Origin of the sequence: Sphingopyxis sp. GC21 (genome assembly GCF_025727575.1) — a bacterium.
Lineage (GTDB): Bacteria > Pseudomonadota > Alphaproteobacteria > Sphingomonadales > Sphingomonadaceae > Sphingopyxis > Sphingopyxis terrae_A.
Window position 1 is genome coordinate 2993081 of the sequence record NZ_CP095845.1, and the last position, 16430, is coordinate 3009510.

A 16430-nucleotide genomic window follows, 5' to 3' on the forward strand; every position below is an offset into this window, starting at 1 on the left:
ATTTTCTGCGCCGCGGGTCTTGGCAAAGGGGGGCGAATCGGTCCAAAGGCTTACGTGAACGTAAAGGGAAAGGATGCAGCGATGGATTTCGACTTCACCGACCGGCAGGTGCACTGGCGCGACCGGGTGCGCGAGTTCATCGACCGCAAGATCCGCCCCGCCGTTGCGACCTACAAACAGCAGGATGCGAGCGGCGATCGCTGGAAAGTCATCCAGGTCGTCGAGGATCTGAAGGCCGAGGCGAAGGCCGCCGGCATCTGGAACCTGTTCATGCCGCCGCGCAGCAGCGCGCACCATCATGTCGACGAGACGTTCGAATTCGAAGGTCCGGGGCTCACCAACCTCGAATATGCACTGTGCGCCGAGGAAATGGGCCGCGTCGGCTTTGCGAGCGAGGTGTTCAACTGCTCGGCGCCCGACACGGGCAATATGGAAGTCTTCCATCGCTATGGCACCCGCGCGCAGAAGGACAGATGGCTCGCCCCGCTGATGAATGGCGAGATTCGATCGGCCTTTCTGATGACCGAACCCGCGGTCGCCTCGTCCGATGCGACGAACATCGAAACGCGGATCGAACGCGACGGCGACGACTATGTCATCAACGGCGTCAAATGGTGGTCGTCGGGCGCGGGCGATCCGCGCTGCAAGGTCGCGATCGTCATGGGCAAGACCGATTTCGGCGCCAAGCGCCACGCGCAGCAGTCGATGCTGGCGGTCCCGATGGACGCGCCGGGCATCAATATCCTGCGCCACCTGCCCGTCTTCGGCTATGACGATGCACCGCACGGTCATATGGAAATCGAGCTCAAGGACGTTCGCGTCAAGGCCGAGGACGCGATGCTGCTCGGCGAAGGCCGCGGCTTCGAGATTGCGCAGGGCCGCCTCGGGCCGGGGCGTATCCACCATTGCATGCGCACGATCGGCGTCGCCGAAGAAGCGCTCGAACGGATGTGCAAGCGGCTCCAGTCGCGCGTCGCCTTCGGCAAGACCGTGGCCGAGCACAGCATCTGGGAACAGCGCATCGCCCGCGCGCGCATCGACATCGAAATGACGCGCCTCCTGTGCCTGAAGGCCGCCGACATGATGGACAAGGTCGGCAACAAGTCGGCCGCGGCCGAGATCGCGATGATCAAGGTGCAGGCGCCGAACATGGCGCTGCAGATCATCGACGATGCGATTCAGGCGCATGGCGGCGGCGGCGTCAGCGAGGATTTCGGCCTCGCCAAAATGTATGCCGGCCAGCGCACGCTGCGCATCGCCGACGGTCCCGACGAAGTCCACGCCCGCGCCATCGCGCGCATCGAGCTGGCGAAACATTCGCCCGCCGCGCAGGACGATCGTTTCTCGTCGGGCGACATCGGCGTTACGCGTTAAATCGTCCCACGTCCGTTCGTGTCGCGCGAAGTCGAGACACGAACGGCCACAACCGGTTCTCGATGTCGCTCGAACCGAACGGAGAAGATACATTGACCAAAGCCGCCGTCCTGATCGAACCCGGCAAGCCCCTCGTCATCGAGGAGGTCGTCGTCGACAAGCCCGGCCCGCACGAGGTGCGCATCCGCACCGCCGCCTGCGGGCTTTGCCATTCGGACCTTCACTTCATCGACGGCGCCTATCCGCACCCCCTGCCCGCCATCCCCGGCCATGAAGCCGCCGGGATCGTCGAGGCGGTGGGCAGCGAAGTCCGCACGGTGAAGCCGGGCGATGCGGTCGTCACCTGCCTCAGCGCCTTTTGCGGCCATTGCGAGTTCTGCGTTACCGGGCGCATGTCGCTGTGCCTTGGCGGCGAGACGCGCCGGCCGGTCGGATCGGCGCCGCGCATCACGCGCCCCGACGGATCGCCGGTCAACCAGATGCTCAACCTCAGCGCCTTTTCGGAGGTGATGCTGGTCCACGAACATGCGTGCGTCGCGATCGATCCCGAAATGCCGCTCGACCGGGCGGCGGTGATCGGCTGCGCGGTCACGACCGGCGCGGGCACCATCTTTAACGCGTGCAAGGTGACGCCGGGCGAAACGGTCGCGGTCGTCGGTTGCGGCGGCGTCGGGCTCGCGACGATCAACGCCGCCAAGATCGCCGGCGCGGGGCGCATCATCGCCGCCGACCCGGTTCCCGAAAAGCGCGAACTGGCGATGAAGCTCGGCGCAACCGATGTCGTCGACGCGCTCGCCGACGATGCCGCCAAACAGATCGTCGAAATGACCAAGGGCGGCGTCGACCATGCGGTCGAAGCGGTCGGGCGTCCTGCCTCGGCCAGCCTCGCGGTCGCCTCGCTGCGCCGCGGCGGCACCGCGACGATCCTGGGCATGATGCCGCTGTCCGAAAAGGTCGGGCTGGGCGCAATGGACCTGCTTTCGGGCAAGAAGCTGCAGGGCGCGATCATGGGCGGCAATCGCTTCCCGGTCGACATCCCGCGGCTCGTCGATTTCTACCTGCGCGGCCTGCTCGATCTCGACAGCATCGTTGCCGAGACGATCCCGCTCGACCGGGTCAACGAAGGCTTCGACAAGATGCGAAAGGGCGATGCCGCGCGGTCGGTGATCGTGTTCGGCCAATGACGGAAACAATCGACGCGCAAAAGGCCTTCAGCGGCACCGTCGCGCCGGAGGGCGCCGACGTCCTCGACGAGGCGAAGCTGACCGCCTGGATGGAAGCCAATGTCGAAGGGTTTGAAGGCCCGCTGACGCAGAGCAAATTTGCCGGCGGCCAGTCGAACCCGACCTACAAGATATCGGCGCCGTCGGGCAATTATGTGCTGCGGCGCAAACCTTTCGGCCCGCTGCTCCCGTCGGCGCACGCCGTCGACCGCGAATATAAGGTGCAGGCTGGCCTCCATAAGATGGGCTATCCGGTCGCGCGCCAATATGGGCTGTGTACCGATGACAGCGTGGTCGGCAGCTGGTTCTATGTGATGGGGATGGTCGACGGCCATACCATCTGGGACGGATCGATGCCGGGGTCGACCCCCGAAAACCGCCGCGCGACCTATTTCGCGATGATCGACGCGCTCGCGGCGCTGCACAGTGTCGATGTCGAAGCCGCCGGGCTTTCGGACTTCGGCAAGCCGGGCAATTATTTCGGGCGCCAGGTCGATCGCTGGACCAAGCAGTACCGGCTGTCCGAGACCGAGACGATGGACGAGATGGAGCGGCTGATCGAATGGCTGCCCGCGACCTTGCCCGAACAGACGCGCACCAGCGTCGTCCACGGCGATTACCGGATCGACAATATGATCTGGGCCAAGGACCGGCCCGAGGTGCTGGCGGTGCTCGACTGGGAATTGTCGACACTCGGCGATCCGCTCGCCGATTTCACCTATGTCGCAATGGCGTGGGTGACCGAAAACGGCGGCCGATCGGGGGTGATGGACCTTGACCGCGCGGCGCTCGGCATTCCGGAGCTCGACGAGGTGGTCGATCGCTATTGCGCCGCGACCGGGCGCGACAGCGTTCCCGACATGAACTGGTATTTCGCCTATAATTTCTTCCGTCTCGCCGGCATCATGCAGGGGATCAAGAAGCGCGTCATCGACGGTACCGCATCGTCGGCCCATGCCAAGGCAATGTCCGAACGCGTCCTGCCGCTGGCGCAAAAGGCATGGCACTTCGCGCAGCAGGCCGGCGCATGAGCCTGTTCGACATGACCGGGCAGGTCGCGCTGATCACCGGATCGTCGCGCGGCATCGGCAAGGCGACCGCCGAAGCAATGGCCGAACAGGGCGCCAAGGTCGTCATCTCGAGCCGCAAGCAGGATGCCTGCGATCAGACCGCGGCGGCGATCAACGCGCGCTTTGGCGAAGGCACCGCCATTGCGGTTGCCGCGAACATCTCGTCGAAGGAGGATCTGCAGCATCTCGTCGACGCGACACGCGCCGCCTTCGGCAAGATCACCGCGCTCGTCTGCAACGCGGCATCGAACCCCTATTATGGTCCTGGCCTCGGCATCAGCGACGACCAGTTCCGCAAGATCATGGACAATAATATCCTGTCCAACCACTGGCTGATTTCGATGGTCGCACCCGAAATGCTCGAACGCGGCGAAGGATCGATCACGATCATCAGTTCGATCGGCGGGCTCAAGGGATCGCCGATCATCGGAGCCTACGGGATTTCCAAAGCGGCGGACATGCAGGTGGCGCGCAATTTCTCGGTCGAGTTCGGCCCCAAGGGCGTCCGCGTCAATTGCATCGCGCCCGGCCTGATCCGCACCGACATGGCGCGCGCGCTGTGGGAAAATGAAGAGAATCTTCGGCGTTCCACCGCGGCTTCGACGCTGAAGCGCATCGGCGAACCGCACGAGATCGCCGGCGCGGCGGTCTTTCTTGCCAGCAAGGCGGGGGCATTCACAACCGGCCAGACCATCGTCTGCGATGGCGGAGCCACGATATCGGGAGGCGCATGATGGGCGCATTGGACGGCAAGATTGCGATCATTACCGGCGCGGGCAGCGGCATCGGCCGGGCAAGCGCGCTGCGCTTCGCCGCCGAAGGTGCGAAACTCGTCATCGGCGACAAGAGCGCGGCGGTGCATGACACGGCGCAGGCAGTGAAGGACGCAGGCGGCACCGTCGTCGCGCTGGAAGTCGATGCCGGTGTCGAAGCCGATGTTGCGCGGCTGGTCGCGACCGCACAGGAAAATTACGGTGGGCTCGACATCGCCTTCGCCAACGCCGGGATCATCGGCGACATGGGCGGCATCTTCGACATCTCGCCCGAGGCCTGGGCCGAAACGCTGCGCGTCAATCTGATCGGCCCGGCGCTGATGGTGAAGCATGCGGGCAAGGCGATGGTCGATCAGGGCCGCGGCGGCGCGATCCTGCTGACCGCGAGTGTCGCGGGGATCAATTCGGGCGCCGGCCCGGCCGCCTATTCGGCGTCGAAGGCGGGGGTCATCAACCTTGCCAAGACCGCGGCGCAGCAGATGACGTCGGCCAATGTGCGCGTCAACGCGATCTGCCCCGGCCTCACCGAAACCGGGATGACCAAACCGACCTTCGACTATGCAAAGGAGAAGGGCGTCACGCACAAGATCGGCCAGCTCAACCCGCTAAAGCGCGCCGGCCAGCCCGAGGAGCTCGCCAATGTCGCGCTCTTCCTGCTCAGCGACCAGGCAAGCTACGTCAACGGACAGGCGATTGCGGTTGACGGGGGCCTCACCAGCTCGCACCCGGTGACGCGCCAGCTTCTCGGCCAGACATCGCACTAAGGACGACGCCCCATGGGTCACGGATTCGATACCGCGCGGCTAGACCGCATTCCAGCCTTTCTCGGCGCGAAATATGTCGGCGCCGGCCGCCTGCCGCATGCGGCGACGCTGGTGTCGCGGCGCGGCGAGATCGCGCATCTGTCGTGCATCGGCGAGGCGCGTCCGGGCGAGGCGCTGAAAGAGGATGCGATCTTCCGCATCGCCAGCATGACCAAGCCGATCACCAGCACCGCCTTCATGATGCTGGTCGAGGAGGGCAAGGTCGCGCTGTCCGATCCGCTGGTAAAGTTCTGCCCCGAGTTCAAGGACACCGGCGTCTTCGTTGCGGGCGGCGGCAATGTGCCCTTCCTGACCCGGCCGCCGGTGCGCCCGATCCTGATGGTCGACCTGCTGCGCCATACCGCCGGCCTCACCTACAGCTTTCAGGAGCGTACGCCGGTCGACGCCGCCTATCGCAAGACCAAGATCGACGATTTCGACGCCGATTATACGATGGACAGCTTCATCGCGGGACTCGCGAAAATCCCGCTGCAGTTCGATCCCGGCGCGCATTGGAATTATTCGATGGCGACCGACGTCCTTGGCGCGGTGATCGAGCGGATCGAGGGCAAGCCGTTCGCCGAGGTGCTGCAGGAGCGCATCTTCGGCCCCCTCGGCATGGTCGATACCGGGTTCAAGGTGCCTGCGGACAAACAGCATCGGCTGACGGACTGCTACGCTTTCGACCCGAAGGAGAAGATGAAGGGCTTCGACAGCGGCGACCGCAGCCGCTGGGCAAAGGACCGCAGCTTTCATTCGGGCGGCGGCGGGCTCGTCTCGACGCTGGCCGATTATCACCGTTTCTGTCTGATGCTGCTCGGCGGCGGCAAGCTGGACGGCACGCGAATCATCAGCCGCAAGACGCTCGCCCTGATGACCGCGAACCACCTGGTCGGCGGCGGCGACCTGACGCAGCATAGCGTCGGCATCTTTTCCGAGGACGAAAATGCCGGGGTCGGCTTCGGGCTCGGCTTCGCGGTCACGCTCGACCCGGCGGCGGCGGGCATCCCCGGCTCGGCGGGGGATTTTTATTGGGGCGGCATGTTTTCGACCGGCTTCTTCGTCGATCCGGTCGAAGAAATCTGCATGGTGTTCATGACCCAGCTCATGCCCTCGTCCACCTATCCCGTGCGGCGCGAGGTCAAGACGCTCGTCCACGCCGCGATCGACGACTGAAATGATGTATATGTTCGAATAAAAAGGGCCTGTATCCCCGCGAAGGCGGGGACCCATCTCCTGCCGGTGCCAGATCGTGCCGTCCGGTGATGGACCCCCGCCTTCGCGGGGGCACAAGGCTTTTCTGACAGGCTTTAGATTGAGAGGAGCTTTCCCATGTCCGATGAAACCCCCGTATCCGTCACGATGCAGAAGGATGGCGAGATCGCCGTCGTCATCGTCAACAACCCCCCGGTCAACGCCCTGTCGTGGCATGTCCGTCAGGGGTTGAAGGATAATTTCGAAGCCGCGCTCGCCGATGACGGCGTCAAGGCGATCGTGCTGCGCTGCGATGGCGCAACCTTCATCGCCGGCGCCGACATCAGCGAATTCGGCAAGCCGCCGCGCGGTCCCGATTTCAACGCCGTGCTCAACATGATCGAAGCCGCGACCAAGCCGGTCGTCGCTGCCATCCACGGCACGGCGCTCGGCGGCGGCCTCGAAACTGCGCTCGTCTGTCATTATCGCGTCGCGGTCCCGTCGGCGAAGCTCGGCGTGCCCGAGGTGAAGCTGGGGCTGCTGCCCGGCGCGGGCGGCACGCAGCGCCTGCCGCGCGTCGTCGGGGTCGAAGTCGCCGCGACGATGACCTCGCTCGGCGATCCCGTCCCCGCGCCACGCGCGAAGGAGATGGGCCTCGTCGATGCGCTGGCGGGTGAGGACAGCCTTGCCGCCGACGCAATCGCCTTCGCCCGCGCCAAGATCGCCGACGGCCCGCGCCCGACCCGCGAACGCGCCGTGTTCGGCGACGTCGGCGTCATCGAAAAGCTGAAGACCGCGAACGCGAAGCGCTGGCGCGGTTTCGAGGCGCCTTACGCGAACCTCGCCTGCGTCGAGGCGGCGACGCGCCTGCCCTTCGACGAAGGGCTCGCCTTCGAGCGCCAGGAATTCATGAAGCTGATGATGGGCAGCCAGTCGGCGGCGCAGCGCCACATCTTTTTCGCCGAACGCCAGGCGGCAAAGATCGACGGCCTGCCCAAGGACACGCAGCTGCGCGACATCAAGAAGGTCGGCATCATCGGCGCCGGCACGATGGGCGGCGGCATCATGATGAACTTCCTGCAAAAGGGCTTTCCCTGCACCATCGTCGAAATGCAGCAGGAAGCGCTCGACCGCGGCCTGGGCGTGGTGCGCAAGAATTATGATGCCAGCGCCGCGAAGGGCCGCTTCAAGCCCGAACAGGTCGATCAGATGATGGGGCTCATCACCCCCGCGCTCGAACTCGACGCGCTCGCCGACTGCGACCTCATCATCGAGGCGGTCTACGAGAATATGGACGTCAAGAAAGACATCTTCGGCAAGCTCGACAAGATCGCAAAGCCCGGCGCCATTCTGGCGTCGAACACCAGCTACCTCGACGTCAACGAGATTGCAGCGTCGACGAGCCGCCCCGGCGACGTGCTCGGCATGCACTTCTTCTCGCCCGCCAATGTGATGAAGCTGCTCGAAGTGGTGCGCGGCGACAAGACCGCCCCCGACGTGCTGGCGACCGCGATGGCGATCGGCAAGAAGATCGGCAAGGTCGCCGTCGTCGCCGGCGTCTGCCACGGCTTCATCGGCAACCGCATGCTCGCACCGCGCCAGATCGAGGCACAGAAGCTGTTGCTCGAAGGCGCGACCCCGGCGCAGGTCGACAAGGTGCATGTCGATTTCGGCATGCCGATGGGACCGTTCCAGATGAGCGACCTTGCCGGCGTCGACATCGGCTGGCACCGCGACCCGAACCGGATCGAAAGCATCCGCGACGCGCTGTGCGCCGAAGGCCGCTGGGGCCAGAAGAAGCAGGCGGGCTTCTATGACTATGACGACAAGCGCAATCCGTCGGAAAGCCCGCGCGTTGCCGAGATCATCGAGGAGTTCCGCCAGAAGGCGGGCATTCAGAAGCGCGAGATCAGCGATCAGGAAATCGTCGAACGCACGCTCTATCCGATGGTCAACGAAGGTGCCTTGATCCTCGCCGAAGGCAAGGCACAGCGCGCGAGCGATATCGATGTGGTGTGGATCTACGGCTATGGCTGGCCGGTCTATCGCGGCGGTCCGATGTTCTGGGCGGGCCTTGAAGGCACCGACAAGATCGCCGCGGCGCTGGAAAAGCACGGCTTCACGGTGGCACCGCTGCTCGCCGAGAAGGCCGCGGCGAAGGCGGGCTTCTAAACCAGCGCGAAACGAAGAAAGGGCCGCCTGTCCCCGCTTGGGTCAGGCGGCCCTTCTTTTGTCAAAATCACGGCGACCGGCCGTAAAAACAGCGGCGATTCAGGGTTAAGATCATGGCGGCATCGGCCGTTAGAGCAGAGCATGAACGCCATGTCCTTTGCCCTCGCCCTGCTCGTCGCTGCGGGCGCACCGACGGCAGCGCAAGCTCCGCCGCCGCAGGCAAGCGCCGTGGGCGTCGCCCGCGCGCGCATAGTGGCCCCGGCCGAGGTGCGGCGGGTGAACGGCCGACTGGAAGTGCGCTCCGGCGACAGCAAAGCGCCCACGCAAGTGCATCGCACCAAAAGGCTCAATGGCGGCGAGACAGCGGATTTCTATTGAACTGGTGCCGGACCGCGGTGGGTTCGGTTATCGACCGATTGCGGACATGGTTGTTTGTCCATAATGTCGATCATCGCGCGGCCAAACTCGCGCATGGCGATGAAATCGGTTTAACCTCGAGGGACATTTATGGGCGGCTCGGCTGCATTATTCTTTTTGCCGGTCCTTATGTATGCAGTTGTGCAGACCGCCAGAGATGTGCGCTCTAAAGCCTGGCTTTTGTCAACGTGGGGCCTGCTAACTATCTTGATCGTCGCTTGGGCGACTCTCCTGTTGTTGAGCGGTCCGCAGCACTGAGCCTCCGTGTCGCAATCCATTCTTGCACGAACGTGAAACGTCCGCTCCCCTCCCAAAGTCGTCGTTCGCCGTCGATCTGGGTCGTATGACCGGAATCGACCCCAAACGGTCACGGGCGGCGTTGCGGCTCAATCCTGCAATGTCTTGATGATCGCGGAAAAATCATGTCCGCCTTCATCGGCGGCGACGAACGCTTCATAGAGTTCGCGGGCCTTCGACCCCATCGGGACCTCAGCCTCGACGCTCGCTGCCGCTTCCATCGCGAGGCGGAGATCCTTGAGCATCAGGGCCGCGGCGAACCCGCCCTTGTAATCATTGTCGGCGGGAGTCGTCGGCCCGACGCCCGGGAGCGGCGCATAGCTGGTGAGCGACCAGCATTGCCCCGACGACACGCTGGCGATGTCGAAGAATTTCTGCGGGTCGAGCCCGAGCTTCTGCGCAAGCGCAAGCGTTTCGCACGTCGCGATCATCGAGGCGCCGAGCAGCATGTTGTTGCAGATCTTCGCGCCCTGCCCCGCACCCGCGTCGCCGGCGTGGATCACCGCCTTGCCCATTTTCGCGAGGATCGGTTCGGCGCGCGCGAAACCTTCGTCGGTGCCGCCGACCATGAAGGTAAGCGTGCCCGCATTCGCAGCGGCGATCCCGCCCGAAACCGGCGCGTCGACCGCGACGAGGCCCTTCGCCGTCGCCGCTTCGATGTTCGAGCGCGCGGTTGCGACGTCGATCGTCGAGCAATCGAGCAGCAGAGTGCCGGGCGCGGCATTGGGAAAGACCTCGGCGTCATAAACGCCCGCGACATGCTTGCCCGCAGGGAGCATGGTCACGACAGCCTCGGCGCCGGTCACCGCCTCGGCCGCCGATGCGGCGCGGGTGCAGCCCGCTTCTACCGCCCGCGTCAGCGCCTCTTCGCTGAGGTCGAAGGCGCGGACGTCGTGGCCCGCCTTCGCAAGGTTCGCGGCCATCCCGCCGCCCATGTTGCCTAGTCCGATAAAGGCGATTTTCATATTTCTCTCCACAAACCTCAATGACTTGTGTGTCCCCGCGAAGGCGGGGATCCATCATCCGGCAGTTTGAATTGCGCCGTCCGATGATGGGCCCCCGCCTTCGCGGGGGCACACAGCTTTTCACTCAAAAGATGGATTATGTTCGAGACGATCACCGCCCCTTCCACAAGCCTTCGCGTTTTTCGATGAACGCGGCCATGCCTTCGACCTTGTCCTCGGTCGCGGCGAGGATCTGGAACAGGCGGCGTTCGTAGAGAAGGCCCTGGTCGAGCGTCGTTTCGAACGCCGCGTTGACCATATCCTTGTTCACCATCGCAGCCATCGGCGGCATGCCTGCAATCGTGGTCGCGGTCTTCACCGCTTCGTCGACGAGCGTTTCATGCGCAACCACGCGTGCAACAAGGCCCGAACGCTCGGCTTCGGCGGCGTCCATCATCCGGCCGGTGAGGCACATTTCCATCGCCTTCGCCTTGCCCACCGCGCGGGTCAGCCGCTGCGACCCGCCCATGCCGGGGGCGACGCCGAGCTTGATTTCGGGCTGGCCGAATTTCGCTTTTTCCGACGCGATGATGAAGTCAGCCATCATCGCCAGTTCGCAGCCACCGCCCAAGGCAAAACCGTTGACCGCGGCGATCCACGGCTTCCTGACCTTCTTCGCGAAGTCGCTCGTCCATTTCGAGAAGAAGTCCTCGAGATAGAAATCGGCGGCGGGCTTGTCGGCCATTTCCTTGATGTCGGCGCCCGCGGCGAACGCCTTGTCGCCCGATCCGGTAAGAACGGCGCAGCGCTGGCTGTCATCGGCCTCGAAAGCCGCGAATGCGGCGATAAGGTCGTTCAGCACATCGGAGTTCAGGGCATTGAGCGCCTGCGGGCGGTTGAGCGTGACGAGCGTGACGGCGCCGCGCTGTTCGACGAGGAGGGTTTCGTAAGTCATTCGGTATCTCCTTCGTCATTCCGGCGAAGGCCGGAATCTCAACGGTGAGACCCCGGCCTTCGCCGGGGTGACGGTTAGGCTAGAGGGGTCCATTTCTCATTCTCGGGCAGCGGCGCGAAGATCGCGTCGATCCAGTCGTCGGTGACTGCCTCTGGTGTCGGCGGGTCCCATTTCGGGCTGTTGTCCTTGTCGATGATCAGCGCGCGGACGCCCTCGATGAAATCGTGCATCTGCACCACCCGGCTGCCGATCGCATATTCCTGCGTCATCTGCGCGGCGAAGTCGTGCATCGCACCGCCTTCCTTGAGCTGGCGGAGCGCGACCTTGCAGGTTTGCGGCGATTTGCCGTGGAGCGTCGCCAGTTCCTTTTCGGCCCATTCTCCGCCATCGGCTTCGAGCGCGGCAAGAATCTCTTCATAGCTGTCGCTGGCGAACAGGCGGTTGATCCGGTCGATATGCTGCATGATCGCGGCGGGCGGCGCGGTGACCGACAGCTCGCCCAATATGCCGCCAATGCGGTCGGGGTGCTGCGCGATGCGCGCCTTTGCCTCGGCGAGCTTTTCGGACGGCAGATAGTGGGTCGCGAGGCCCAGCGCGAGACATTCGGCCCCGTCGAGCCGCGCGCCGGTGAGCGCGAGATACGCGCCGACGCGCCCTTCCAGCCGCGGCAGATACCAGCCGCCGCCGACGTCAGGGAACAGGCCGATCCCGGTTTCGGGCATCGCAAAGCGCGTATGTTCGGTCGCGACACGATATTTCGCCGGCTGCGAAATGCCGACCCCGCCGCCCATGGTAATGCCGTCCATGAAGGCGACGACGGGCTTCGCATAGGTGAAAAGCAGATGGTTGAGGCGATATTCGGTGTGGAAGAACTGCCGCGCCTCCATTCCGTCCTTGGCGCCGCTTTCCGCAAGCATGCGAATGTCGCCCCCGGCGCAGAAGCCGCGGCCTTCGCTATGGTCGATAATGACCGCCTCGACGGCCTCGTCATCGCGCCATCCGAGCAGCGCATCGATCATCGCCCGGCACATCGGCAGGTTGAGCGCGTGGATCGCCTTCGGACGATTGAGCGACAAGCGGCCGGCATGGCCGTCGATCGAAATCAGAACATCTTCGGTCATTGGCGCAGCAAATCCCTTCCCACGATCATCCGCATGACCTGATTGGTGCCTTCGAGGATCGAATGGACGCGCAGGTCGCGCCAGAAACGCTCGATCGGATAATCCTTCAGATAGCCGTAACCGCCGAACAATTGCAGCGCGTCGTTGACGATCTTGCTGCCGTTGTCGGTCGCAAGCCGCTTCGCCATCGCCGAGAAGCGCGACTTGTCGGGCGCGTTCGCGGTGACCTTTGCCGCCGCCATATAGAGGAGGGCACGCGCGGCTTCGAGGTCGGTTGCCATGTCGGCAAGCATGAACTGGGTGTTCTGGAAATCCGAAATCGGCTGGCCGAACTGCTGGCGGTCCTTGGTATAGGCGATCGCCTCGTCAAGGCAGCGCTGCGCCCCGCCGAGCGAGCAGGCGCCGATGTTGAGGCGGCCGCCGTCGAGCCCCGCCATCGCAAAGCGGAAGCCGTCGCCTTCCGCACCGACGCGGTTTTCGACCGGCACCTTCACATTGTCGAAGATCACCTGCGCGGTCGGCGAGGCGTTCCAGCCGAGCTTGCGTTCCTTCGCGCCGAAGCTGACACCGGGCATGTCCTTTTCGATGACGAGGCAACTGATCCCCTTCGGTCCCGGCTGGCCGGTGCGCACCATCGTCACATAAAGGTCGTTGACGCCGGCGCCCGAGATGAACTGCTTGGTGCCATTGACGACATAATGGTCGCCGTCGAGCGTCGCGGTGGTCTTGAGCGCCGCAGCGTCGGACCCCGAACCGGGTTCGGTGAGGCAGTAGCTGGCCATGCGGTCCATGGTGACGAGATCGGGAAGATATTTCGACTTCACCGCAGCGCCGCCGAAGCTGTCGATCATCCAGCTCGCCATATTGTGGATCGAGATGAAGGCGCTCGTCGCCGGGCAACCGTAGGACATCGCCTCCATGATCAATGCCGCCTCGAGCCGGCCGAGGCCGATACCGCCCGATTCCTCGCTGACATAGATCGCCGCAAAGCCGAGTTCGGCCGCCTGCTTGATCACGTCGCGCGGGAAATGCGCCTTTTCGTCCCATTCGGCCGCAAAGGGCGTGATGGCGTCGGCGGTGAACTTGCGCGCCATGTCCTGGATCGCGCGCTGGTCGTCGGTAAGCTGGAACTGGTCGGTCATATCCCTGTCTCTAAAATGGCCTCGGCCTCGATTTCGACTTTCCATTCGGGGCGGATCAGCGCCGGAATGACGAGCATCGTGGCGGCCGGGCGGATCGCGCCGAATATGGCGCCATGCGCCTGTCCGACGCGATCGGCATCGGCGGCGTCGGTGATATACATGCGGGTGCGCACGACGTCGGCGAAGCTGCCGCCCAGGGCTTCGAGCGCTTCGCCGATGATCGTCAGGCAGCGCGCGGCCTGCACTCCGGCGTCGCCGACGGTCGACGAACCGTCGGGCTCGATCGGCGCGCAGCCGGCGACGTCGATGCGATTGCCGACCCGGACCGCGCGGCTGTAACCGTACACGGGCTCAAAGGGCGACGCCGAGCCGTGATTGCGCCGCCAACCGTCAGCCACACGTAACCTGCGTGATCTTGTAGGCGTCGTCGTACATGACGTTCACCCGGTCCTGCCGATAATCCATCGTCATCGCGCTGCGCGGCGGGCCCCAGCGCAGCGTGCGCGCGCCGGTCGCTTTCAGGATGGCGCCGCCCAGCTCGGGGCTCGCGGTCTGGCCGACATAGCTTTGCGCCGCATCGGCGCTGCACGTCATCGCGGCCGGCGGCGGCGCGGCATCGGAGGGAGAACCGTCCCCGGCGCTGGCGCAGGCGGCGAGCGGCAGGACGGCGGTGAGGGTCAGAAAACGGATATCCATCATATATCTCCCTTTCTTCGCAAGTCAGGCGCAGCGGGTATAGCGCATCGCGTCGGGCGCGGCACCATCGCCATAATCGCGGCGAACGAGCGTCTTGCCGCCGTCGGCGAGGCCGAGCAGCATCAGCCGGTCCCACTGCTGCCCTTCGCCGCTGAATTTATAATCGGCGACGATGCGGTTTACATCGCGGTCGCGCACCCGCGCCAGATCGCCCGCCGATTCGAAGAAGCGCAGCGTCTTTGCGTCGATCACCAGCGCGGTCAGGTCGGTGCCGGGACGCGCGCCGCAATCCTCCGCCTTCAGCGCCCAGCGACCGCGGATGGCAACCGGAATCGCCTGCTCGCCGATACCGACCCCCGCTTCGGGTGCCTTCGGCGGGGCCACCGACGGATCGGCAACATAGGCGAGGTCGGCATCGCTGGCGCCGCCCGCGGCGGGCGCCGGTTGAGCAGGCGCGTTTTGCGAAGGCCCGGCCGGCGCATCGGCCGCCTGTTCCTCAGCGGCGGGTGCCTTGTCATCGGTGCCATCGGTGCCGTCGCTGCCGCCGCTGCACCCGGCAAGCAGCAGCAAGGGAGCGGAAAACAGCCAGCGCGTCATCATTCGATCTCCTGCACGGCGCCAGCGACCGGCCGGCGCCCCAACAGGAAATGCCCGATGACGGGGGCCGGTTTCATCGCCAGCGCGCCGTCAGCCCATGGTCGGGATGACGAAGGCGTTGCCGCCGTCAAGCGACCCATCGGGCCAGCGCGCGGTCACGGTCTTGACCTTGGTCCAGAATTTGACCCCCTCCATGCCGTGCTGGTTGGTATCGCCGAACGCCGAGCGCTTCCAGCCGCCGAAGGTGTGATAGGCGACGGGCACCGGAATCGGCACGTTGATGCCGACCATGCCGACATTGACGCGCGCGGCAAATTCGCGCGCGGCGTGGCCGTTGCGCGTGAAGATGGCGACGCCGTTGCCATACTGATGCCTCGACGGCAGTTCGAGCGCGGTTTCGAAATCGGGCGCGCGGACGATCTGCAGCACCGGGCCGAAGATTTCTTCCTTGTAGCTTTCCATCTCGGGGGTGACATGGTCGAACAGCGTCGGGCCGACGAAGAAGCCCTTTTCATGCCCCTGCAAGGTAAAGCCGCGCCCGTCGACGACCAGCTCGGCGCCTTCGTCGGCACATTTCGCGATCCAGCCTTCGACCTTTTCCTTGTGCGCCTGCGTCACCACGGGGCCGTAATGCGCGTCGGGATCGGTCGATACGCCGACGCGCAGCGCCTCGATCGCCGGGACCAGCTTGTCGCGCAGTCGCTGCGCCGTATCCTCGCCCACCGGGACGACGACGGGCAGCGCCATGCAGCGTTCGCCCGCCGAGCCGAAGGCGGCGCCGGTCAGGTCGCTGACCACCTGGTCGAGATCGGCGTCGGGCATGACGATGCCGTGATTCTTCGCGCCGCCCATCGCCTGCACCCGCTTGCCCGCGCGCACGCCGCGTTCATAGACATAATGGGCGATGTCCGACGAGCCGACGAAGCTGACCGCGGCGATGTCGGGATGATCGAGGATGGCATCGACCATTTCCTTGTCACCGTGGACGACCTGGAAAATCCCCTCGGGCATTCCGGCTTCGAGGAACAGTTCGGCCAGGCGGACGGGAACCGACGGGTCGCGTTCGCTGGGCTTCAGGATGAAGGCATTGCCGACCGCGGTGGCGACCGCGCCCATCCACAACGGAATCATCGCGGGAAAGTTGAACGGCGTGATGCCGACGCCGATGCCGAGCGGCTGGCGCATCGAATAGACGTCGATGCCGGGGCCGGCGCCCTGCGTATATTCGCCCTTCAGCACATGCGGGATGCCGCAACAGAATTCGACGACCTCCAGCCCGCGCTGGATGTCGCCCTTGGCATCGGCGATCACCTTGCCATGTTCGGCCGAGAGCATCTGGGCAAGCTCGTCCATATTGGCCTCTACCAGCCGCTTATATTCGAACATCACCCGCGCGCGGCGCTGGGGATTCACTGCGGCCCAGGCCGGCTGCGCCGCCTTGGCCGCCGCGACCGCGCGATCGAGGAGCGCCTTGTCGCCAAGCGCCACCTGCGCCTGAACGCCGCCATTGTTCGGATCGAGCACGTCGCCGAGCCGTCCCGCATTGCCGCCGGCGCCGCCGACGATGTGATGATCGATCTGTCGCATGAGGGTCGAGTCTCCCGTTTCTGACGTGTCGCAGCCACAAACCAAAACCAGCGCGATTGCAAGGG

At 64.9% G+C, this 16430-nt stretch carries 16 protein-coding genes; 8 read left to right on the forward strand and 8 right to left on the reverse strand.

Annotated features, from left to right (window positions below):
* Positions 1-81 precede the first annotated feature (81 nt).
* The 8 genes from MU856_RS14505 (at position 82) to MU856_RS14540 (ending at position 8987) form a co-directional block, all read left to right on the forward strand.
* Positions 82-1374, forward strand: a complete 1293-nt coding sequence (locus MU856_RS14505) for an acyl-CoA dehydrogenase family protein (protein ID WP_003041345.1) — start codon at positions 82-84, stop codon at positions 1372-1374.
* Between the two features lie 92 nt (positions 1375-1466).
* Positions 1467-2558, forward strand: a complete 1092-nt coding sequence (locus tag MU856_RS14510) for a Zn-dependent alcohol dehydrogenase (RefSeq protein ID WP_062903104.1) — start codon at positions 1467-1469, stop codon at positions 2556-2558.
* The gene (locus MU856_RS14515) at positions 2555-3628 is read left to right on the forward strand and encodes a phosphotransferase family protein (protein WP_263587801.1); all 1074 of its coding nucleotides are present in this window, start codon (positions 2555-2557) and stop codon (positions 3626-3628) included. The genes MU856_RS14510 and MU856_RS14515 overlap by 4 nt, the downstream gene beginning before the upstream one ends.
* The gene (locus MU856_RS14520; protein ID WP_003041355.1) at positions 3625-4401 is read left to right on the forward strand and encodes an SDR family NAD(P)-dependent oxidoreductase; all 777 of its coding nucleotides are present in this window, start codon (positions 3625-3627) and stop codon (positions 4399-4401) included. Before MU856_RS14515 ends, MU856_RS14520 begins: the two co-directional genes overlap by 4 nt.
* Positions 4401-5204: an SDR family NAD(P)-dependent oxidoreductase gene (locus tag MU856_RS14525; protein ID WP_062901656.1), complete on the forward strand. Its 804-nt coding sequence runs from the start codon at positions 4401-4403 to the stop codon at positions 5202-5204. The genes MU856_RS14520 and MU856_RS14525 overlap by 1 nt, the downstream gene beginning before the upstream one ends.
* Before the next feature lie 12 nt (positions 5205-5216).
* The gene (locus MU856_RS14530; RefSeq protein WP_062901655.1) at positions 5217-6419 is read left to right on the forward strand and encodes a serine hydrolase domain-containing protein; all 1203 of its coding nucleotides are present in this window, start codon (positions 5217-5219) and stop codon (positions 6417-6419) included.
* 156 nt (positions 6420-6575) lie between these two features.
* On the forward strand, positions 6576-8609 hold the full coding sequence (locus MU856_RS14535; RefSeq protein ID WP_263587802.1) for a 3-hydroxyacyl-CoA dehydrogenase NAD-binding domain-containing protein: 2034 nt from the start codon (positions 6576-6578) through the stop codon (positions 8607-8609).
* A gap of 141 nt (positions 8610-8750) precedes the next feature.
* On the forward strand, positions 8751-8987 hold the full coding sequence (locus tag MU856_RS14540; RefSeq protein WP_062901653.1) for a hypothetical protein: 237 nt from the start codon (positions 8751-8753) through the stop codon (positions 8985-8987).
* 425 nt (positions 8988-9412) lie between these two features.
* Here MU856_RS14540 and mmsB read toward each other — a convergent pair whose 3' ends face one another.
* The 8 genes from mmsB to MU856_RS14580 all read right to left on the reverse strand — a co-directional run bounded on the left by mmsB (position 9413) and on the right by MU856_RS14580 (position 16365).
* On the reverse strand, positions 9413-10288 hold the full coding sequence (gene mmsB, locus MU856_RS14545) for a 3-hydroxyisobutyrate dehydrogenase (RefSeq protein WP_062901652.1): 876 nt from the start codon (positions 10286-10288) through the stop codon (positions 9413-9415).
* 151 nt (positions 10289-10439) lie between these two features.
* Positions 10440-11222, reverse strand: a complete 783-nt coding sequence (locus MU856_RS14550; protein ID WP_263587803.1) for an enoyl-CoA hydratase-related protein — start codon at positions 11220-11222, stop codon at positions 10440-10442.
* A 74-nt stretch (positions 11223-11296) separates the two neighbouring features.
* The gene (locus MU856_RS14555; protein ID WP_062901650.1) at positions 11297-12343 is read right to left on the reverse strand and encodes an enoyl-CoA hydratase/isomerase family protein; all 1047 of its coding nucleotides are present in this window, start codon (positions 12341-12343) and stop codon (positions 11297-11299) included.
* Positions 12340-13485 (reverse strand): acyl-CoA dehydrogenase family protein, encoded by a 1146-nt coding sequence (locus tag MU856_RS14560; RefSeq protein WP_062901649.1) that lies wholly within the window; start codon positions 13483-13485, stop codon positions 12340-12342. Before MU856_RS14560 ends, MU856_RS14555 begins: the two co-directional genes overlap by 4 nt.
* Positions 13482-13883, reverse strand: coding sequence for a RidA family protein (locus MU856_RS14565; protein WP_062901648.1), 402 nt, complete (start codon positions 13881-13883; stop codon positions 13482-13484). Before MU856_RS14565 ends, MU856_RS14560 begins: the two co-directional genes overlap by 4 nt.
* Positions 13876-14184: an I78 family peptidase inhibitor gene (locus tag MU856_RS14570; RefSeq protein ID WP_062901647.1), complete on the reverse strand. Its 309-nt coding sequence runs from the start codon at positions 14182-14184 to the stop codon at positions 13876-13878. Before MU856_RS14570 ends, MU856_RS14565 begins: the two co-directional genes overlap by 8 nt.
* Positions 14185-14205: 21 nt before the next feature.
* Positions 14206-14781, reverse strand: coding sequence for a hypothetical protein (locus MU856_RS14575; protein ID WP_238929623.1), 576 nt, complete (start codon positions 14779-14781; stop codon positions 14206-14208).
* Between the two features lie 87 nt (positions 14782-14868).
* Complete coding sequence (locus MU856_RS14580) at positions 14869-16365, reverse strand: CoA-acylating methylmalonate-semialdehyde dehydrogenase (RefSeq protein WP_263587804.1); 1497 nt, start codon at positions 16363-16365, stop codon at positions 14869-14871.
* Between the last annotated feature and the right edge of the window lie 65 nt (positions 16366-16430).